Raw genomic sequence first — 20,418 nt, 5'->3', positions numbered from 1 at the left:
GCGATCGTCGCCTGCGAACGCCGAGATTTTGCGATGGTTGCCGGAACGAGCTGATCGAGTACGCGGCCGCCGCGTTGCGCGTGCTGTGCATCACGGCGATGCGCGGAGCCTGCGCCGCGGCAGGTTCAACGCAGCGACAGACTGCTGTCGGCCGCGAATTGAACGCCGCGCAACGTGGCTTCATGCGCTGGTCGGGAACACCGTGGTGATACGGATTTCCAAGGCTTAACAGGTCCTTTACAACCACACCTGTCGCTCGTGGGGCGGGCACATATTTTAGCTCCGACGCATTTCATTCCGAAGCAATTTTTCAACGGGCCGCTGGCGTCAGTCAGCGGCCCGAATTGCTTTTGCACACAGCGTGAAGGGGCGACAATGCACGCTCGCACCACATCGTCGTCCTGGCGAAAGCCAGGAGGTGGATTCACACTCGAAGTGCAACACTTGAGAGAAGGCCTCGAGAGGGGTTTGGAAGTCAAGGCATTTGCGCGGGGTGTTGTTGTAGGCGTTGATCGACTGGCGGAGGCGGCGCGTCGGGAAGGTCGCGAGATCGGTTTTGCGTGGAATGAAGCGGCGCATCCGACCGATCGCATTCTCGATGCCGCCCTTCTGCCAGGGCGCGTGCGGATCGCAGAAGAAGGTCTCGATCGCGAGGCGGTGCAGCTCCAGGTGACAGGCGAACTCGGTCCCATTGTCGAAGGTAACGGTCTGGCACAGGCCTTCCGGCAAGGCAGCAAACAAGCGGACGAGATGACGGGCGATACCGCGCGCGAGCTTGCTGGCGATGCGGATGCCGAGCAGCAGGCGCGAGGTGCGCTCGTGCACGGTCAGGATCGCCTGACCGTATTTGGAGAACATCATCAGGTCGGCTTCCCAATGACCGGGGGCATTGCGATCGGCGGCCTCGATAGGCCGTTTGTTCAAGGAAACACGGCCTTCTATGAAGCTTGCGGGACTGCCGCCCTTCTTGCCGCGGTAGCCGCGTTTGCTCTTGCCGCGTGGCAGATAACGCCGCCAGCTGAAGTCCGAGGTGCGTCGGATCTGGGCGTATATGAAGCGGTAGATGGTCTCGTGGGAGATCACCTTGCGGCCGTGTTCGCGGGCCAGCCGGCCCGCGACCTGCTCGGGCGACCAGCCCCGACCAAGGCGCTCCAAGACCGCGCGGCGCAGGCCGGGCTCCCGTTCGAGGCGTACGCCCGTCCAGCGCCGCGCTCGCATCTGTTGCTGGGCATAGCTGGGTTTGTAGCCGACCTGGGCGCCAGAATTGCGGTTCAGCTCCCGAGAGATCGTTGATGGCGAGCGATCCAGAGCTGCCGCGATTTGCCGCACCGAGCTGCCATTGGCTGAAAGCCGGGCAATCTCGCATCGCTCGTCCAGGGATAGCTGCTCGTAACTCCGCCCCATCGCAACACCTCCTCAAGGAAGTGTTGCACTTCGTTTGTGAACTCAGGGGACCCATTACCCCGACTGTCAAATGAGGTCGGATCGGTCGTTCCAATCCGGATTTTCAGCCTCAATCAGCTTGATCTTCCAATCCCGCTTCCAGAACTTCAATTGCTTCTCGCGCGCGATCGCCTCCTCCGGCGTAGCGAATTCCTCGAGGTGAACGAGCCGGAAGACTTGGTATTTGTAGACAAACTTGGAGCCTCGGCCCGACCGATGCAGTTCGAGCCGCAGGCGAACGTCGTTCGTCACGCCGACGTAGATCGTTCCGTGATGGCGGCTGGCGAGGATGTAGACGTAGTAGCTGCCGGTGCTCATGCGTGGCCAAGGCTCGCGATAATGACGGCGTGTCGGGGTAATGGGTCCTGGCTTTCGCCAGGACGACGTCGATGGATAGTGACTTTTAAATGATCAGAACGAATTAAGAACACTTTAGCAAGTCGTTGATATATCATTATGATTCGGCGCTGTGCCGATACAATATCTAGGGTCTACTAGCTTCCGCGAGGACTACATGTCCACCATCGCCTTCGATCAATTCGCTCTCACCCGCATCGCGGATTTCGCCCGCTCGCTGTCGCGGCTGCATCAGGCGTCGCGGCGCCAGCCGATCGACGACGACCAGCTCGATCGCGAGTTCAATGCGGTCTGCATGTCGATCTGGGGCTACACCACGGATGATTTCAGCGACGAGCTGTTCTCGCTCGAGGATCACGCCTGGCTCGACGCGCTCGACGAAGCGCATGCGCGGATCTTCGCCGCCGAGCAGGGCTACGACCTCGTCGACGATCAGGGCATCCTGACCGACTGGTGGGGCTATTGCTGGATGATCCTGGCCGAGAAGCGCGGCATCCTCAATCCGGAGAACCGCGCCGCCGCGCGGGCCGCGATCGAGGAGAAATACCTGGCCGCGCCGAATGTGATCGGCGTGATCGTGGCGCGCTGATTGTTGTTGTGCTGTCATTCCGGGGCGATGCGAAGCATCGAACTCGGAATCTCGAGATTCCGGGTCTGGTGCTTACGCACCATCCCGGAATGACGGCGTCCGCCGTCAGTTCGCCTCGGCCCGCTTGGCGGGCTTTGCGGCATTGCCCTTCGGCACCACCGAGGATGGTGCCGACGGCGCTGTCTCCGCCAGCGGCGCCTCGCTCGCGATCTCGGCGCTGACGGGAGCGACCTTCATTTCGCCGAGCCGGGCGCGGACCGCTGCGGTCAATCCGGGATAGGAGGCGACCGGGGTGAAGTCGAACGCCTGCTCGTTACCGACCCGGACGCCGGTATAGGCGACCAGGCCGTCGGTGGTCGCGATCACGTCGCCGGCCTTCAGCGAGGCGTCGAGCGCGAGGTCGACCGGCGCAAGTCCTGCCGGGTCGCGGCCGTTGCAGGTGCAATCGGCGCGCAGCGCCTTGCGATACGCGAAGGCGTTCTCGCTGTCGGCGTAGCGCTCGCCGGTGCTCGAGGCGGAGCTGTCGATATGGCTGCCGTAATAGACCTTGGTGGCGCTTGCCGGACAGAACGCCTGGCAGAGCTGCGCCGGCGTGGCGTTGCCGCGCATCGTCAGCGGGAAATACTTGCCGTCGCAGGTTCGCACGCAATAGGCCGGTCCGGAACCGGCCACGCGTGGCGCCGAGGCCGCGGATGTCTGCCGTTCCGGCTGCTGGTTGAGGCCGAACGGATCGGCGAAGAAATTGGCCTGCGGCGGGGCCTGCCGGCCCTGCTGCTTCTGGACACCGCCGAAGAAGAAGTCGAACAGCCCTTCGGCCGAGACGGGCGCGGGCACGATCAGGATGGAACCCGCAAAGGCCACGACGGCCAGCATCACGCGGCGCCGCATGCGCCGATCACTCAACTCTGTACGCAACGCCAACTCCACCCGACGCGCCGTGGGCGGCGACGCGCAGCCCCGGCGGATTCACCATAGGGTGGGATGGTAAACGAGCGATTGATTGCGCGTGACGGCGTCACAAGAAACGGGCGCGGCCTATGCAACTGGCCGCGACGGCCGCGAAAGAGCTCAGTCCTTCAGGAACTCGCCGGCCTTGTACAGCGCGCGGAACGGCAAGCCGGCTTCGGCGAAGGTCTCGGTGGCGCCTTCCTCGCGGTCGACCATGGTGAAGACCAGGGCGATCTCGCCGCCGGCCTCGCGCACCGCTTCCGCCGCCTTCAGCGCCGAGCCGCCGGTGGTGGTGACGTCCTCGACGATCACGATGCGCTTGCCGACCAGCGTTTCGCCCTTGGCGAGCCCTTCGACCGAGAGCCGCGCGCCGTGCTCCTTCGGCTTCTTGCGCACGAAGAACGCCGCGATCGGATGACCCTTCAGCCAGGACAGCTGCGCGATGGCGCCGGCGAGCGGCACCGCGCCCATCTCGAGCCCGCCGACGAGATCGAGCTTGTCGTCCTTCAGGGCGTCATAGGTCAGCTCGGCAAGCAGTGCTGCGCCCTCGGGATCGAGCATCGTCGGCTTCAGGTTGAAATAGAAATCGCTCTTGCGGCCCGACGCCAAGGTGATCTCGCCGCGGCCGAACGAGCGCTTGCGGATGATCTCGGCGAGGCGGGCGCGGGAGGCTGATTTGGACAAGGCTTTTTCCCTCTGGGGGTTTCTTTGGCGGCTTTGAGGCGGCCGGCAATCTATCGGCGGCAGCAGGCACATTCCAGCGGGTAAATCCTGCCGTCAACAGTGGGGGTGCCGCCATTTCGGCGCAGCGGTGTGCGGAAAGCGCGGGTTGTGCGGCTCCCGGCTTCCCCCTAAAGCAAGCGCCAAACATTTGCACGAGAAGCGGAAATGACCATCGAGCTGCACACCTGGAACACGCCCAATGGCCGCAAGATCTCGGTCGCGCTGGAGGAAATGGGCCTTCCCTACAAGGTGATCCCGGTGAATATCGGCAAGGGCGAGCAGATGGCGCCCGCCTTCCTCGCGATCAGCCCGAACAACAAGATCCCGGCGATCGTCGATCCCGATGGCCCCGGCGGCAAGCCGGTCAGCATCTTCGAGTCCGGCGCGATCCTGCTCTATCTCGGCGAGAAGACCGGCAAGTTCCTGCCGAAACCGCTGGCGGAGCGGATCCCGGTCTATGAGTGGCTGATGTGGCAGATGGGCGGTTTCGGCCCGATGCCGGGCCAGGTGCATCATTTCATCGCGTTGGAAAACGAGCAGGATCGCGCCTACGGCCTGAAGCGCTACATGGCCGAGACGCGGCGGCTCTACGGCGTGCTGGACCGCCGGCTCGACGGCCGCGACTTCGTCGCCGGCGATCTCTCGGTCGCCGATTTCGCCGTCCTCGGCTGGGCCTGGCGCCACCCGCGCCACAAGGTCGATCTCGCCGACTTCCCCAACGTCAAGCGCTGGTACGAAACGCTGATGGCCCGCCCCGCGACGAAGCGGGGCATGGAGGCGAAGCTGGATTGAGGAGGCACTCTTCCCTTCTCCCCATGTGGGAGAAGGTAGCGCGCAGCGCCGGATGAGGGGTTGTTTCCGCAGACGCGCTCGTGGAGAGAAACCCCTCACCCGGCTTCATCTCGCTTCGCTCGATTTCGCCACCCTCTCCCACAGGGGGAGAGGGTACTTGCTAGGCCTTCCTCGCCTCGAGCGCCATCTTCATCGCTAGCCCTGCGAGCACGGTGCCCATCAGCCAGCGCTGCACCAAGAGCCAGGTCGGGCGGGTGCCGAGGAACACGGCGATCGAGCCGGCGGCGAGCGCGATCATCGCGTTGACGCTGACGCTGATCACGATCTGGATCGAGCCGAGCGCGAGCGACTGCGACAGCACGCTGCCGCCGGCGGGATCGATGAACTGCGGCAGCAGCGCGAGATAAAGCATCGCGATCTTCGGGTTCAGCAGATTGGTGAGGAAGCCCATCGCGAACAATTTGCGCGGGCCGTCGATCTTCAGCGCCTTGACCTGGAACGGCGAGCGGCCGCCGGGCTTGAGCGCCTGCCAAGCCAGCCACAGCAGATAGCCGGCACCGGCGAAGCGCAGCGCGTCATAGGCGTAGGGGATCGCAAACAGCAGCGCGGTGATGCCGAACGCCGCGCACAGCATGTAGAACACGAAGCCGAGCGCCACGCCGCCGAGCGAGACGATGCCGGCCGCCGGCCCCTGCGTGATCGAACGCGAGATCAGGTACATCATGTTCGGTCCCGGCGTCAGCACCATGCCGAGGCAGACCAGTGCAAAGCCGAGCAGGGCGGATGTGTGGGGCATCATGGGTCTCGCGAGGGGATGCACGCAGTTCTAGCGTGTGATCCAAGGCGCGGCCATGCTGGAATTGTACTCGGAGCAATGTGGGTTGCGCCTCGGCCCGGTCTCTCTCATCGTCATTCCGGGGCGTGCGAAGCACGAGCCCGGAATCCATCGGGCCGCATAACGCGCGGATGAATGGATTCCGGGTTCTCGCCTGCGGCGAGCCCTCAGGTGCGCAATTGCGCACCGGGGAATGACGAGAGAGGCTGGCGCTAATGCGCCTCGTCCCAATTGTTGGCGGCGCGGGCGTCGACCTGCAGCGGCAGCGACAGGATCACCGCGGGGAACGGTGCGTCCTGCATCACCTTCTGCACGACCGGCAGCGTCGCCGCGACCTCGTTGTCGGGCACCTCGAAGATCAGCTCGTCATGCACCTGCAGCAGCATCTGCGCGGTGAGCTTCTTCTCGGCGAGCGCGTCCTCGACCCTGATCATGGCGCGGCGGATGATGTCGGCGGCGGTGCCCTGCAAGCGGGCATTGATCGCGGCGCGTTCGTTGAAGGCGCGCACCGAGGCGTTGGAGGCCTTGATATCCGGATAGTACATTTTGCGGCCGAACAGCGTCGTCACATAGCCGTTGCGGCGGCAGGAGTCCTTGGTCTCGTCCATATAGGCGCGGATGCCGGGGAAGCGCTCGAAGTACTTCTTGATGTAGGCCGAGGCTTCCTCGCGCGCGATGCCGAGCTGGTTGGCGAGGCCGAACGCCGAGATGCCGTAGATGATGCCGAAATTGATCGCCTTGGCGCGGCGCCGCACCTCGCTCGGCATGTCCTTGATCGGCACGCCGAACATCTCCGAGGCGGTCATCGCGTGAATGTCGAGCCCGTCGCGGAACGCCTGGCGCAGCACCGGGACGTCGGCGATCTCCGCCAGCAGCCGCAGTTCGATCTGGGAATAGTCGGCCGACACCAGCTTGTGGCCCGGCGCCGCGATGAAGGCGCGGCGGATCTTGCGGCCGTCCTCGGTCCGAACCGGGATGTTCTGCAAGTTCGGCTCGTTCGACGACAGCCGGCCGGTCGTGGTCGCGGCCAGCGCGTAGGTCGTGTGGACGCGATGGGTCTGCGGGTTGACGTAGGTCGGCAGCGCGTCGGTGTAGGTCGATTTCAGCTTCGAGACCTGGCGCCACTCCAGGATCTTCTTCGGGAATTCGTGGCCCTGCTCGGCGAGCTCGTCGAGCACCTGTGCGGTGGTCGACCACGCGCCGGTCTTGGTCTTGGTGCCGCCGGGCAATCCCATCTTGCCGAAGATGATGTCGCCGATCTGCTTCGGGCTGCCGACATTGACCGGCTCGCCGGCGATCTCTTGGATCTCGGCCTCGACGCGCGCCGCGGTCTGGGCGAAATCGCCCGAGAGACGTGACAGCACCTGGCGGTCGATCGAGATGCCGCGGCGCTCCATCCGCGCCAGCACCGACACCAGCGGCCGCTCCAGCGTCTCGTACACCGTCGTCATCCGCTCGGCGATCAGGCGCGGCTTCAGCACGCGCCACAGCCGCAGGATCACGTCGGCGCTCTCGGCGGCATACTCGGTCGCCTTGTCGATGGTGACCTGGTCGAAGGTCAGCTTGCCCTTGCCGCTGCCGACCAGGCCGCCGTAATTGACGACGGCATGGCCGAACCAGCGCTCGGCGAGCGCCTCCAGCGCATGCGAGCCGCGGCCGGCATCGAGCGCGTAGGACATCAGCTGCGCATCGTCGATGTTGCGCAGCGTGACGCCGTGCTGCGCCAACATCACCGAGGTGAACTTGACGTTGAAGCCGACCTTCTGGATGCCGGTCGATTCCAGCAGCGGCTTCAGCGCCTTCAGCGCATCGGCGGTCTTGATCTGGCCGGGCGCAAGGCCGGCATCGAACAGGCCGGCGCCGCCGCCGGGCGCCTTGTGGCCGAGCGGGATGTAGCAGGCGTCGTTGGGCGCCACGGCCAAGGCCAGTCCTGACAGCTCGGCCTGCATCGGGTCGATCGATTCCGACATCGCCTCGATCGCGAGATAACCGGTGTCGTGCGTCCGCGCGACGATGGCGTTGAGCTGATCGAGACCGCCGATCGTCTGGTAGGCCTTGCGATCGAAGCCGGTCTTGCGGATCGCCTCGCCGCGGGCCTCCGCCAGCGTGGCCGGCGTGCCCTTGCGGTTGGAGTTCTTGTCGTCGCGCGCGCCGGTCGGCTTGGCTTTCGGCGGCGGCGCTGCGGCCGATGTTGGCGCTTCTCCCGGTGCCGGCGTCACATCCGACGGCGGCAGCGGCGAGAACACGCTGGCGCCGCTCTTGTTGCCGGGATCGGCGTCGACATTGGCCGGATCGATCTGCGCATACTCGGCGACGCGGCGGGTGAGGGTGGTGAACTCCATCGCCTTGAGGAAGGCGATCAGCTTGCGCGCATCGGGATCGTGCACGGCGAGATCGTCGAGCGGCACCTCGAGCTCGACCTTGTCGTCGAGCAGCACCAGCTGGCGCGAGATCCGCGCCTTCTCGGCATTCTCCAGCAGCGCCTCGCGCCGCTTCGGCTGCTTGATCTCGGTGGCGCGGAACAGCAGCTGATCGAGATCGCCATATTCGATGATCAGCTGCGCGGCGGTCTTGACGCCGATGCCGGGCACGCCCGGCACGTTGTCGGTGGAATCGCCGGCCAGCGCCTGCACCTCGACGACCTTCTCCGGCGGCACGCCGAATTTCTCGATCACCTCGTCGCGGCCGATGCGGCGATCCTTCATCGTGTCGTACATCACGACCTTGTCGGTGACGAGCTGCATCAGGTCCTTGTCGGACGATACGATCGTCGTGGTGGCGCCGCGCTCGGTCGCCAGCCGCGCATAGGTTGCGATCAGATCGTCGGCCTCGAAGCCGACCTGCTCGAGGCAGGGCAGGTCGAAGGCGCGCACCGCCTCGCGGATCAGCGCGAATTGCGGGATCAGATCGTCGGGCGCCGGCGGCCGGTGCGCCTTGTAATCGGGATAGAGCTTGTTGCGGAACGTGATCTCCGACTTGTCGAACACGATCGCCAGATGCGTCGGCCGATTGTCGTCCGGCATGTCGCGCAACAGCTTCCACAGCATGTTGCAGAAGCCGAGCACGGCGTTGACCTGCAGCCCGTCGGACTTGCGGTTCAACGGCGGCAGCGCGTGGTAGGCGCGGAAGATGTAGGACGAGCCATCGACCAGGAACACGTGGTCACCCTTCGCCGCGGGCTTGGCGGCAACGGGCTTGGGGGCGGTCTTCGGAGCTGGCTTTTCAGCGGGCTTGGCGGGGTCTTTGGAGGCTGTTTTCGGCATGGCCGAAACTTAGGGATTTTTGCGCGGATTGACAGCCTTACCTGTGTGGATTCTGGGTGTGCCGCACAGCGAATTCGATGAATTTGACCCGTCATCCTGAGGAGCCTGCGCAGCAGGCGTCTCGAAGGATCGACGGCCACCAGCCGGGCCGTGCATCCTTCGAGACGCGCTGCGCGCTCCTCAGGATGACGGGGACGGCAGCCGGAACGGCTTACGCCTTATCCCCGGTCGGCGAGAACAGGTAGCCGCCACCGCGGATGGTGCGGATCACCGACGGCTTGGTCGGATCGAACTCGATCTTGCGGCGGATCCGCATGATGCGCAGGTCGACGGCGCGGTCGAAGGCTTCGGCGTCGCGTGCATTGGCGAGTTCCAGGAGCCGCTCGCGCGACAGCACGCGCTTCGGGTTGGCCGCGAACACCTTGAGCAGGCCGAATTCGGAAGCGGTCAGCGGGTGCTCGTTGCCCTCGTCGTCGCGCAGCGCCTGGGCCTCGAGATCGAGCCATTTGGTGCCGAACCGCACCAATTGCTCCTTTTCGGCCTTGCTGCCGGCCGGCTCCGGCGCGGCTGATTTCGCAGGCCCGCTCCGCCGCAGCACCGAGCGGATGCGGGCCATCAGCTCGCGCAATTCGCAGGGTTTTGCCACGTAGTCGTCGGCGCCGAGCTCGAGCCCGACCACCCGGTCGATCGGGCTGGCGGTAGCTGTCAGCATGATGACGGGGACGTTGATCTTGCTCTTGAGGTCGCGGATGATCGACAGCCCGTCTTCCTCGGGCATGTTGAGGTCGAGCACCACGAGATCGGGCGTGCTGCTCTCGATCTCCTTGCGCAGGCTCTTGCCGCCGTCGCACAGCGTCACGCCGAAGCCGTGCATCTTGAGGTAATCGCCGACCATCTCGCGGGCCGGCGCCTCGTCGTCGACAATGAAGATATGCGGGTTCTGGTTCATGTCTCTGTCGCCGGCAGTGTAACCGTAAAGGTCGACCCCTGTCCGGGGCCCGGGCTCTGTGCGGTCACATGGCCGCCATGCATGTCGATGATGCGCTTGACGATGGAGAGGCCGAGCCCGGTCGAGCTCTCGCCCGCGGTCGGCTTGGCCGACAGCCGCTGGAACCGGCCGAACAGCCGGCTGAGGTCCTCGGGGCTGAGGCCGGGGCCCTGGTCGGCGATCCGGATCACCGTGTCGTCGCCCTCATGGTTGACCGAGACCGTGATCTTGCCCCCGATCGGCGAATATTTGATGGCGTTGCTGACCAGATTGTCGATCGCCTCGCGGATACGGTCGGCGTCGCACATCGTGACGAAGTGCTGCGGCCCCGAGACCGAGATGCTCTGCTGCTTGTTGACGGCCGAGGGCAGATTGGCCTCGGTGACCTCGTTGACAAGGGCTGCGACATCGACCGGCTCGCGGCGGATGGTGATGTCGAAGGCATCGGCCATCGCATCCGAGATCAGGTGGTCGACCATCGAGGTCAGCCGCTTGGTGGCGTCGCGGATGTGCTCGACCTGCGCGGTGACGTTCTCCTTCGGCGAGCCGGCGCCGATCAGCTCGGTCAGCATCTCGGTGCGGCCGAGGATCACGCCGAGCGGGTTCTTCAAATCGTGGGCGACGGTGCCGAGGATCTCGTTCTTGAAGCCGTTGGCGCGTTGCAGCCGCAGCCACTGCGCCGACAGCCGCCGGTTGGCCTGCATCAGCGCGCGGGTGCGCTGCGTGACGCGGTCCTCGAGCTGGGCGTTGGCCTCTTGCAGCTGCTGGTACAGGATCACGTTGTCGAACGCGATCGACAGCCGGCTCGAGAAGATCTCGACCAGCGCGCGGTCGGTGTCGGAAAGCTGGCGCTCGGCCTGCAACAGCACCACCACCTCGCGGCCGCTGCCGGTGCGCGAATAGAGCACGCTGCGGTGGTCGGCGAACTCGTTCTTGCGGGCCTGGAACGCGGCTTCCACCATGTGCCTGAGGTCGGGATCGAGTGCCTTCGACGATGTGGTGCCGATGAAGCGGCTGTAGCAGCCCGAGCACGCCAGCACCGAGAAATCGCAGGCGGCCGCGTTGCCGTCGTCGCGTAGCACCAGGATGCCGGCGCAATCGACATTGAGCAGCGAGGCGAGCTGGGTCAGCACGCCCTCGGCGAGCCGCTGCATCGACTTGAAGTCGTACAGCGTCGAGGCGGCGTCGATGATGATCTCGAGCCCGCGCCTGGTCTGCACCATGCGCTCGAGCTGCTGGTAGCTGCGCAGCGCGGCGGTCAGCGAGGTGAACAGCTTGTCGGCGGTCAGCTCGGTCTTCGCCTTGTAGTCGTTGATGTCGTACTGCACGATGACGCGCCGCTCGGGCGCCTGGCCGGGCTGGCCGGTGCGCAGGATGATGCGGACGGTCTCGTTCCTGATCTCGTTGCGGATGTATTCGACGAGCTCGAGGCCGGCGACGTCGGTCTCCATGATGACGTCGAGCAGCACGGCGGCGATGTCGGGATTGTCCCGCATCAGCGTGCGGCCTTCGGCCGCGGAGTAGGCCGAGAGGATCTCCAGCGTCGCTCCGTTCAGATTGTAGTCGCTGAGCGCGAAACGGGTGCCTTCATGGACGGCATGGTCGTCGTCGATGACGGCGATCTTCCATTTGCGGGCCGACGAGTCCTCCGGGGGGCTCTCGGTATCGTCGATCAGTTGGAGGACATCGTCCTGTTCGGCCATTGACTGGTTCCGTCGGCTGCTGCGTCAGTGATCGTGGGCTCCCCCTTGGCAGCCCCCTTGGCGATCCTGGGCATGATAATGCGAAAAGTTGTGCCTTGTCCTACCCTTGACTCCAGCATCATGCGTCCGCCGAGCTGCTGGGTGACCAGGTTATAGACGATATGCAGGCCGAGGCCCGTACCACCTTCGTTGCGCCGCGTCGTAAAGAACGGATCGAACGCCTGTCGCTGCACGTCCGGCGTCATGCCAGCCCCGTCGTCCGCGAAGATGATCTCGACATCATCAGCGCCGCGCCCGCGCGCCGAGATCGTGATGTTGCCGGAGCGGCCATCGGCAAACGCATGATTGACGGCGTTCAGGAAAAGATTGGTTAAGATCTGGCCATAGGCCCCGGGATAGCCGTCGATCAGGAGCCCCTCGGGCACGTCGACGGACAGCGCGATCGCGGCCTTCTTCAGCACCGGGCGAAGGCTCGCCACGATCTGGTCGGTGGATTCACTCAAGGCAAACTGGCGGCGCTCGGCGTGCGAGCGGTCGACCGCGACCTGCTTGAACGACTGGATCAGCTCGCCGGCACGCTGCAGATTGGAGACCAGTTGCTGCGATGCGTCACGCGAGGCGCGCACGAATTCGTCGAGCTTGGAGCGGCGCAGCGGCTCGGTCTTCAGGTCGCTCTCGAACATCTCGCTGCGGCGGGCAAAGCTCGAGGCCACGGTCAGGCTGATGCCGATCGGGTTGTTGACTTCGTGGGCGACGCCGGCAACCAGGCCGCCGAGCGCGGCGAGGCGCTCGGCATCGATCAGGTTCTGCTGCGCGGCGTTGAGCTCGAGCAGCGCGCTCTCGGCCTTCTCCTTGGCGGTGCGCAGCTCGTCCTCGGTCTTGCGCTTGGCGATCGCATTCTCGCGGAATACTTCCACCGCGCGCGCCATCGCGCCGACCTCGTCCTTGGCCGAGGTGCCTTGCACCGGCCGGTCGAGGTCGCCCGAGGTGATGGTGCGCATCGCCGCCATGATCTGCGCCAGCGGCAGCCGGATCGAGAGTGCGATCATGACGCCGGCGGACATGATGACGCCGAGGAAGATCACGGCGATCGACAGCACCCGGCGCGAGATCGACGCCAGCGTCCGGTCGAAGGTCTCCTGCGCCTTCTGCTCGCGCTGGCGCATCTTCACCGACAGATCGTCGATCGCGCCGATCGCATCGGCCTGGCTGGCGTCGATCGAGTTGCGCAACAATTCGGTGCGGTTGGTGAGCTGATCGCTGAGCTTGCCGAGCCCGTCGCGCAGCTCGGCGGTCTTGACCTTGAGCCGCGCCAGCGCCATGCGCTGCAAATCGTTCTCGGCCAGGTCGGTCATCACGGGGATCGTCCGCTCGATCGTATCGATATTGCGGCGGGCTTCCTCGGCCGACGAGGAGGCAAGCGAGAGGTAGTAGGCGTTGGCGGCGACCAAGAGCGAGGTGAATGCCTCGCGCGATTTGCCGAGCGCGGGCCAGATCAGCGCGTCGCGATGGCCGGTGGCGCCCTCGATGATCGAATACAGCCCCGCCATGTCCTTGGTCGGCGTCAGCACCTGCTCGTCATAGGTCTTGGCGATCTGGGTCTGCACGGTGCGCAATTCGCCGAAGCCGTCGAGGAAACGGCTGGTGACGCGCTCCAGTTGCTCGACCGAGCCCGACAGCATCGGGTCGGTCGAGGCCCGGTTGGTCAGCGTGCCGAGCACGGCCTCGCGCAGCAGCAGGATCTCCGCGAACAGGTCCGGGCTCGGCTGGTTGATGTAGCGATGGATCAGGTTCTGCAACCGGCTGGTCTCGCTTTCCAGCTTGGCCAGGATCTTGTCGGATTCCCGCACCTGGCGGACGTCCTCCCAGGCCGAGCCGAGCACCTTGGAGCCGTTCCAGATCAGCACCGCCAGCACGATCACGACCGCGGAGTTGAGCAGCGCGATCGAGAGGATGCGCCAGCGGATTGGCACCGCACGCAGCAACTGGACGATGCGGAAGCGGCCCTGCGGCCCGAAGGCCGCCGGCCGTCGCATCGTCCCGTCCTGCTCTGGTGCGGCCAAGATCCGGTTACTCCATGTTGCGGATGCGTTCGATCAGCGCTGCCATCGCCGGATCGCTTTCCGCCTTGGCATAGACGCCGGCCATCGCCGCTTCGAACGGCTTGCGGTCGAAGTCGGTCACGACCTTGACGCCGGCCTGCTCCGCCTGCCTGCGCGAGCGGTCCTCCAGCTCCCGCCACTTCTCGCGCATGTAGAGGCTGGAGCGCTGCGCGGCCTCGCGGAAGATTTTCTGCTCATCCGGCGTGAGGCTGGCCCAGGCCTTTTGCGACATCACCAGCACTTCGGGGCTCACGGTATGTTGGGTCAAGGTGTAGTAGCCGGCGTATTTGTAGTGACCGGTGGTGACGAAAGACGGCCAGTTATTCTCCGCGCCGTCAATCAGCCGGTTGGCCAGCCCGGTCAGCACCTGGCCGTAGGCCATCTCGACCGGCTCGGCGCCGAGCGCGCGGATCATGTCCGACATCTGCGCCGATTGTTGCACGCGCAGCCGCAACCCCCTGAGGTCGTCGAGCGAACGCACCGGGCGCACGCTGTTATAGATCGAGCGGGCACCGGAATCGTAGAACGTCAGTCCGACAAAGCCGTGGGACTCGAAACTGTTCAGGATCTCGCTGCCGATCGATCCGTCCAGCACATGTTGCAGGTGCTCCTGCGATCGAAACAGGAACGGCATCGCCAGAACGTTGACCTGCGGCACCATGGTTCCGATCAGCGCGACATTGGTCCGGTTCAGATCGATCGCGCCGGCCCGGGTCTGCTCCAGCGTCTCCTTTTCCTCGCCGAGCTGGCGGGAATGGAACACCACGATGCGGTGTTTACCTCCCGTGCGCTCGGTGATCAGGCGGTCCATGTAATTCAGCGCCTGGACGGTCGGATAGTCCTCATTCTGGGTATCGGCGGTGCGGAATTCGCGCGCGAAAACGCTCGCCGAGACCGCTGTGCACCACAGCGCGACGGCAAGCGTGACGATCCGCGAAAGGCCGGCGCGGCGGTACACAGGCTACAATTCCCCTTGTGATGTATGTCCAGGGCGGGAGCAAAAGGTTCAACGCTTTTTAACAGAACGGCGCTGGTTCGCCCATCGGCCAAAACGTTAAATCCCGCCTGCAACCTGCGGTGTCGATTGAATCTGCGGTTGTGGCGCCGTATGACGGCGTGTTGGCACCCGGGAACAGCTCGTCGTGACGTTCACCTTGAAGTTCGCCTGCAAGCTCCTGCATCTCGTCGTCGCAGCCTGTCTGCTGATCTCGCCGGCGCGCGCGGCGACCGAGATCATGTGGTGGCACGCGATGTCGGGCGAGCTCGGCAAGCAGCTCGAGAAGCTCGCTGCCGACTTCAACGCCTCGCAATCCGACTACCGGATCGTGCCCGCCTACAAGGGCAACTACACCGAGACCGTCACCGCGGCGATCTTCGCCTTCCGCTCGCGCAGCCAGCCGGCGATCGTCCAGGTCAACGAGATTGCCACCGCAACCATGATGGCGGCGCGCGGCGCGATCTATCCGGTGTTCGAATTGATGCGCGACCAGTCGGAGGCGTTTTCACCACAGGCCTATCTGCCCGCGGTGGCCGGCTACTATGCCGATGTCGACGGCAACATGCTGTCGTTCCCGTTCAATGCCTCGACGCCGATCCTCTACTACAACAAGGATATGTTCCGTTCGGCCGGGCTCGATCCGGACCAGCCGCCGAAGACCTGGCCGGAGCTCGGCATCGCGGCAAAACGGCTGCGCGCGGCCGGTGCGATGTGCGGCGTCACCACGTCGTGGCCGTCCTGGATCAATGTCGAGAATTTTTCCGCGTTCCACAATCTGCCGGTCGCGACCAGGGCCAACGGCTTTTCCGGGCTCGATGCGCAGCTGATCTTCAACAATCCGATCGTCGTGCGCCACATCGCCCAGCTCGCGCAGTGGCAGGCCGACAAGACCTTCGACTATAGCGGCCGCGGGCAGGCGGCCGAGCCGCGCTTCCAGAAGGGCGAGTGCGGCATCTTCATCGGCTCGTCGGGCACCCGCGCCGACATCAAGGCAAACTCCAAATTCGAGGTCGGCTACGGCATGATGCCGTACGATCCGGACGTGCAGGGCGCGCCGCAGAACTCGATCATCGGCGGCGCCACGCTGTGGGTGCTGCGCGACCGGCCGCGTGCCGAATATGCCGGGGTGGCGAAGTTCTTCGCCTATCTGTCGCGGCCCGAGGTGCAGGCGGCCTGGCACCAGAACACCGGCTATTTGCCGATCACCCGCGCCGCGTTCGATCTCACCCGCGCGCAGGGTTTTTACGATCGCAATCCCGGCGCCTCGATCTCGATCGAGGAGGTCACGCTGAAGCCGCCGACCGACAATTCCAGGGGTATCCGCCTCGGCTCGTTCGTGCTGATCCGCGACGTGATCGAGGAGGAGCTCGAGCAGGTGTTTTCAGGCAAGCGCTCGGCGCAGGCCGCGATGGACAACGCCGTCGAACGCGGCAACCGCCTGCTGCGCCAGTTCGAGCGCGCCAATCCGGATAGGTGATGGGGCGCGTCCAGGCGCTCAGCCGCTTCTCCGATAGACTGTCAAAATATATGACACGCGATGGCGCAACATACTCGATGTCGTCCCGGCGAAGGCCGGGACCCATAACCACCGAAGGCCATTGTTGCGCGGCGCTGGGGCCACAACTTTTTCAACAACTCAACCCTGTGGTTATGGGTCCCGGCTTTCGCCGGGACGACGAGAGGAGAGATTGCGCCGTGATTGCATCGTCTCAGGATGACGGCTGAAAATGCACCTTCCCTCCATCACCACCTACGACACCTACCGCGCCTGGCGCGGCGACAGCTCGCGCTGGCTGCCGGTCGCGCGCGAGATCGCCGACGGCCACGGGCTGTCCTGGGGCACGCCGCATGTGTTTGCGACCGGCACCAATCTCGTCGTCGGGCTCGATGGCAACCTGATCCTGAAACTGTTCCCGCCGTTCCTGCGCCCGCAATTCGTCTCCGAGCGCGGCGCGCTGGCGGAGCTGCGCGGCCGGCTCGGCATTCCGATTCCCGACCTCGTCGCGGAGGGCGAGCGCGACGGCTGGCCCTATCTCGTCATCACGCGCCTCGCCGGCACCGTCGGATCGGAGGTCTGGCCAGCGCTGTCGGACGCCGAGCGGGAGCGCGTGCTGGCCGAGATCGGCGCGGTGATCGCCGACGTGCAGCGCGTGCCGCCCGGCAGTCTGCTCACAATCGGGCAGCCCTGGGAGACCTTCCTGCGCACCCAGATCGCGCAGTGCCGGGCCCGCCACCAGCGCCTCGGCCTGCCGGCGAAATTGCTCGCCTCGCTCGACGATCTGCTGCGCGACGCCACTGAGCTGATCCCGATGAATGCGCCGCCGGTGATCCTGACCGGCGAGTACATTCCGGAAAATTTCCTGCTCGGGCGCCGGGCCGACGGCTGGCATGTCGCCGGCCTGTTCGACTTCGGCGACGTCCGGACCGGATGGGGCGAGTACGACCTGCTCGGTCCCAGCGCCTTCATGGCCGCGGGGCATCCGCGAAGGGTGCAAAGCCTGTTCGACGGCTTCGGCATCCCGCGCAGCGAGGTGAATTTCACGCTGAAGCGGCGGCTGATGGCGTTGATGATACTGCACACGGCCAGCGATCCGCTCCGGCACATCTGCATTGCGGACTGGCCGGACCGGGTGGATGACTTCGTGCAGTTGCAGGAGTTGATCTGGCCGGACTAGCCGTCCGGACGGCGAAGTCGATTGTCGGCCAGAAAACGAGCAGGCCTCATGTATTGCTTATTAACTAAGCAGCGATCCGCCCTTTGTATGCAATGACGCGCATCACCGACAGCGCCAGATCAAGATACCTTCGTCAATTTCTCGCATTCTTACAGGTGCTTAGCGTCTCATAAGGTTTCGTTAAGGGTTGGCACAATCCTTGCGAACCGAGTTCCAAGGCCCAGTCCAGGGGCGTTGGAGCATCACATGAAGCGTCGCGATTTCCTCAAATCGGTGTCCGGACTGGCCGCGGGGGCGCTGGCGCCGGCCGCGCCGGCGATCTGGTCGCCGGCCAAAGCCGACGCCCGCTCCGAGACGCTGCTGATCGTCTCCGAAGGCGGTCCCAACAATCTCGATATCCATGGCGTCGGCACCAACGTGCCCGGCTATGAGGTGTCGTGGAATTGCTACGACCGGCTGATCAGCCACGAGATGAAGAGCGGCCCGGGCGGCGTGCCCTATTACGACCGCGACAAGTTCAAGCCCGAGCTCGCCGAGGACTTCAACATCGGCGACATGTCGGTCACCTTCAAGCTGCGCAAGAACGCCAAATTCCACGACGGCACGCCGGTGACCGCGAAGGACGTCAAATGGTCGCTCGACCGCGCCGTCTCCGTCGGCGGCTTCCCGACCTTCCAGATGAGCGCGGGCTCGCTGACCAAGCCCGAGCAGTTCGTCGTCGTCGACGACCACACCGTGCGGGTCGACTTCCTCAAGAAAGACAAGCTGACGATTCCCGATCTCGCCGTCATCGTGCCCTGCGTCGTCAACTCCGAGCTCGTCAAGAAGAACGCCAGCGAGAAGGATCCCTGGGGTCTCGAATTCACCAAGCAGCAGACCGCAGGCTCCGGCGCCTACAAGGTGACCAAATGGACCGCCGGTACCGAAGTCGTCATGGAGCGCAATGACGAGTGGGTCTCTGGCCCGATGCCGAAGATCAGGCGCGTGATCTGGCGCATGGTGCCGCAGGCCGGCAACCGCCGTGCGCTGCTCGAGCGCGGCGACGCCGACATCTCCTACGAGCTGCCGTTCAAGGATTTCCAGGAGATGAAGGCCAACGGCAAGCTCAACGTGGTCTCGCTGCCGTTCTCCAACGGCATCCAGTATATTGGCATGAACGTCACCAAGCCGCCGTTCGACAATCCGAAGGTGCGGCAGGCGATGGCCTATGCGATGCCGTACCAGAAGATCATGGACGCGGTGCTGTTCGGTCTCGCCAACCCGATGTTCGGCGCTCCGAAGGACAGACCGACCGAGGTCGCCTGGCCGCAGCCGACCAAGTATGTCACCGAGATGGAGAAGGCCAAGGCGCTGCTCGCGGAAGCCGGCTACGCCAACGGCTTCGAGACCACGATCTCGTTCGACCTGAATTTCGCAGGCGTTAACGAGCCGCTCTGCGTGCTGGTGCAGGAGAGCCTGGCGCAGCTCGGCATCAAGACCACGATCAACAAGGTACCCGGCGCCAACTGGCGCACCGAGCTGACCAAGAAGGAAATGCCGCTGTTCACCAACGTGTTCTCGGGTTGGCTCGATTACCCCGAGTACTTCTTCTACTGGTGCTATCACGGCAACAATTCGATCTTCAACACGATGAGCTACAAGTCGCCCGAGATGGACAAGCTCATCGACGGCGCGCGCATCGCGGCCGCCAACGGCGACACCGCGGCCTACGACGCCGACGTCAAGGGCTTCGTCGATCTCGCGTTTAGCGACATCCCCCGCATCCCGCTCTATCAGCCCTTCGTCAACGTCGCGATGCAGAAGAACATCTCGGGCTATGAGTACTGGTTCCACCGTCGCCTCGACTACCGCGCGATGGCGAAGGGATGAGGGGCGAATGGTGAGTGGCGAGTAGCGAGTAGCGAATAGGGAGCATGGCAATGACTGTTAGTCGCGGGCGTCCATTCGCCATTCGCTATTCGCCATTCGCACGTGCGGAGAGCACGCCATGCTGACCATGATCGGCAAGCGGCTGCTGTTTGCGATCCCGTCGCTGATCGGGGTGGTGATCGTGACGTTCCTGCTGACGCGTGCGCTGCCGGGTGATCCGGCGGCGTATTTTGCCGGGCCTGCGGCGACCAAGGAGGCGGTCGACCAGATCAGGAAGAAGCTCGGCTTCGACAAGCCGCTGATCGAGCAGTTCGTCCGCTACAGCAACGATCTCGCCCATGGCGATCTCGGCACGTCGCTGACCACGGGGCAGCCGGTCGCGGCCGAATTGCGCAACCGTCTGCCGGCGTCGGCGGAGCTGACGCTGCTCGGCCTCGTCGTCTCGATCGTGATCGCGATCCCGCTCGGCGTGCTGGCGGCGACGCGGCCGGGCTCCTGGATCGATCATCTCTGCCGCGTCACCACCACGGCCGGCGTGTCGCTGCCGGTGTTCTTCACCGGGCTGGTGCTGGTCTATGTGTTCTACTTCCGGCTCGGCTGGGCGCCGGCGCCGCTCGGCCGGCTCGACGTGTTCTACAGCGCGCCGCCGACCGTCACCGGCTTCTATCTGATCGACACGCTGATCGCGCGCGACGTCGAGGCTTTTCGTTCTGCGTTCAGCCAGCTGATCCTGCCGGCGGTGACGCTTGCGATTTTCTCGCTGGCGCCGATCGCGCGCATGACGCGGGCCTCGATGCTGGCGGTGCTGGCGTCGGATTTCGTCCGCACCGCACGCGCCAGCGGCCTGTCGCCCGGCAAGGTGATCGTCACCTACGCGTTCCGCAACGCGATGCTGCCGGTCATCACCACGCTCAGCATGGTGTTCTCGTTCCTGCTGGGGGCCAACGTGCTGGTCGAGAAGGTGTTCGCCTGGCCCGGCATCGGCTCCTACGCGGTGGAGGCGCTGATCGCGTCCGACTTCGCGCCGGTGCAGGGTTTCGTGCTGACCATGGCGGTCATGTACGTGGCTCTCAATCTACTGATCGACATCCTCTACGGCGTGATCGATCCGCGCGTCAGGCTGGAAGGGTAGAG

At 64.9% G+C, this 20,418-nt stretch carries 15 protein-coding genes and 1 pseudogene; 6 read left to right on the top strand and 10 right to left on the bottom strand.

The window, feature by feature from the left end:
• Nucleotides 1–417 precede the first annotated feature (417 nt).
• Together ACVW17_RS04340 and ACVW17_RS04335 are read right to left on the bottom strand one after the other, a co-directional pair.
• Nucleotides 418–1,404 (bottom strand): annotated as a pseudogene (locus tag ACVW17_RS04340) (IS30 family transposase); the annotation flags it as partial.
• Between the two features lie 66 nt (nucleotides 1,405–1,470).
• The gene (locus tag ACVW17_RS04335) at nucleotides 1,471–1,761 is read right to left on the bottom strand and encodes a GIY-YIG nuclease family protein (protein ID WP_456796795.1); all 291 of its coding nucleotides are present in this window, start codon (nucleotides 1,759–1,761) and stop codon (nucleotides 1,471–1,473) included.
• Nucleotides 1,762–1,957: 196 nt separating this feature from the next.
• On the opposite strand from ACVW17_RS04335, the gene ACVW17_RS04330 reads away from it, so the two are divergent.
• Nucleotides 1,958–2,389, top strand: a complete 432-nt coding sequence (locus ACVW17_RS04330) for a hypothetical protein (RefSeq protein ID WP_456750797.1) — start codon at nucleotides 1,958–1,960, stop codon at nucleotides 2,387–2,389.
• A 105-nt stretch (nucleotides 2,390–2,494) separates the two neighbouring features.
• Here the strand turns inward: ACVW17_RS04330 and ACVW17_RS04325 are convergent, their stop codons facing one another.
• Both ACVW17_RS04325 and pyrE read right to left on the bottom strand, forming a co-directional pair.
• Nucleotides 2,495–3,277 carry a DUF2865 domain-containing protein gene (locus ACVW17_RS04325; RefSeq protein ID WP_456750796.1) on the bottom strand — a complete coding sequence of 261 codons (783 nt, stop codon included), beginning with the start codon at nucleotides 3,275–3,277 and terminating at the stop codon, nucleotides 2,495–2,497.
• Nucleotides 3,278–3,457: 180 nt separating this feature from the next.
• Nucleotides 3,458–4,021, bottom strand: coding sequence for an orotate phosphoribosyltransferase (gene pyrE / locus ACVW17_RS04320; protein WP_456750795.1), 564 nt, complete (start codon nucleotides 4,019–4,021; stop codon nucleotides 3,458–3,460).
• Between the two features lie 204 nt (nucleotides 4,022–4,225).
• On the opposite strand from pyrE, the gene ACVW17_RS04315 reads away from it, so the two are divergent.
• Nucleotides 4,226–4,852, top strand: coding sequence for a glutathione S-transferase family protein (locus ACVW17_RS04315; RefSeq protein WP_456750794.1), 627 nt, complete (start codon nucleotides 4,226–4,228; stop codon nucleotides 4,850–4,852).
• Between the two features lie 160 nt (nucleotides 4,853–5,012).
• Here the strand turns inward: ACVW17_RS04315 and ACVW17_RS04310 are convergent, their stop codons facing one another.
• From ACVW17_RS04310 to ACVW17_RS04285, 6 genes are all read right to left on the bottom strand, one after another.
• Nucleotides 5,013–5,648 (bottom strand): LysE family translocator, encoded by a 636-nt coding sequence (locus ACVW17_RS04310; protein ID WP_456750793.1) that lies wholly within the window; start codon nucleotides 5,646–5,648, stop codon nucleotides 5,013–5,015.
• Nucleotides 5,649–5,899: 251 nt separating this feature from the next.
• The gene (gene polA / locus ACVW17_RS04305) at nucleotides 5,900–8,950 is read right to left on the bottom strand and encodes a DNA polymerase I (RefSeq protein ID WP_456750792.1); all 3,051 of its coding nucleotides are present in this window, start codon (nucleotides 8,948–8,950) and stop codon (nucleotides 5,900–5,902) included.
• Nucleotides 8,951–9,161: 211 nt separating this feature from the next.
• Nucleotides 9,162–9,899 (bottom strand): response regulator, encoded by a 738-nt coding sequence (locus ACVW17_RS04300; protein ID WP_212021435.1) that lies wholly within the window; start codon nucleotides 9,897–9,899, stop codon nucleotides 9,162–9,164.
• On the bottom strand, nucleotides 9,896–11,641 hold the full coding sequence (locus ACVW17_RS04295) for an ATP-binding response regulator (RefSeq protein WP_456750791.1): 1,746 nt from the start codon (nucleotides 11,639–11,641) through the stop codon (nucleotides 9,896–9,898). The genes ACVW17_RS04300 and ACVW17_RS04295 overlap by 4 nt, the downstream gene beginning before the upstream one ends.
• Nucleotides 11,611–13,677: an ATP-binding protein gene (locus ACVW17_RS04290; RefSeq protein WP_456750790.1), complete on the bottom strand. Its 2,067-nt coding sequence runs from the start codon at nucleotides 13,675–13,677 to the stop codon at nucleotides 11,611–11,613. Before ACVW17_RS04290 ends, ACVW17_RS04295 begins: the two co-directional genes overlap by 31 nt.
• Nucleotides 13,678–13,711: 34 nt before the next feature.
• A complete protein-coding gene (locus ACVW17_RS04285) occupies nucleotides 13,712–14,701 on the bottom strand; it encodes a TRAP transporter substrate-binding protein (protein WP_456750789.1) in 990 nt (329 codons plus the stop codon).
• A gap of 196 nt (nucleotides 14,702–14,897) precedes the next feature.
• Between ACVW17_RS04285 and ugpB the strand changes: the two genes are divergently transcribed.
• From ugpB to ACVW17_RS04265, 4 genes are all read left to right on the top strand, one after another.
• Complete coding sequence (ugpB, locus tag ACVW17_RS04280) at nucleotides 14,898–16,217, top strand: sn-glycerol-3-phosphate ABC transporter substrate-binding protein UgpB (RefSeq protein WP_456756338.1); 1,320 nt, start codon at nucleotides 14,898–14,900, stop codon at nucleotides 16,215–16,217.
• Nucleotides 16,218–16,467: 250 nt separating this feature from the next.
• Entirely contained in the window at nucleotides 16,468–17,415 is a 948-nt protein-coding gene (locus ACVW17_RS04275) for an aminoglycoside phosphotransferase family protein (RefSeq protein ID WP_456796794.1), read from the top strand.
• A gap of 246 nt (nucleotides 17,416–17,661) precedes the next feature.
• Complete coding sequence (locus ACVW17_RS04270) at nucleotides 17,662–19,284, top strand: ABC transporter substrate-binding protein (RefSeq protein WP_456750787.1); 1,623 nt, start codon at nucleotides 17,662–17,664, stop codon at nucleotides 19,282–19,284.
• Nucleotides 19,285–19,402: 118 nt separating this feature from the next.
• On the top strand, nucleotides 19,403–20,416 hold the full coding sequence (locus ACVW17_RS04265; protein WP_456750786.1) for an ABC transporter permease: 1,014 nt from the start codon (nucleotides 19,403–19,405) through the stop codon (nucleotides 20,414–20,416).
• Nucleotides 20,417–20,418 lie beyond the last annotated feature (2 nt).

The sequence above is a fragment of the Bradyrhizobium sp. USDA 4473 genome, assembly GCF_054063335.1.
The sequence above is the reverse complement of the archived record's forward strand: the minus strand, read 5'-3'. Positions and strand labels throughout refer to the sequence as shown.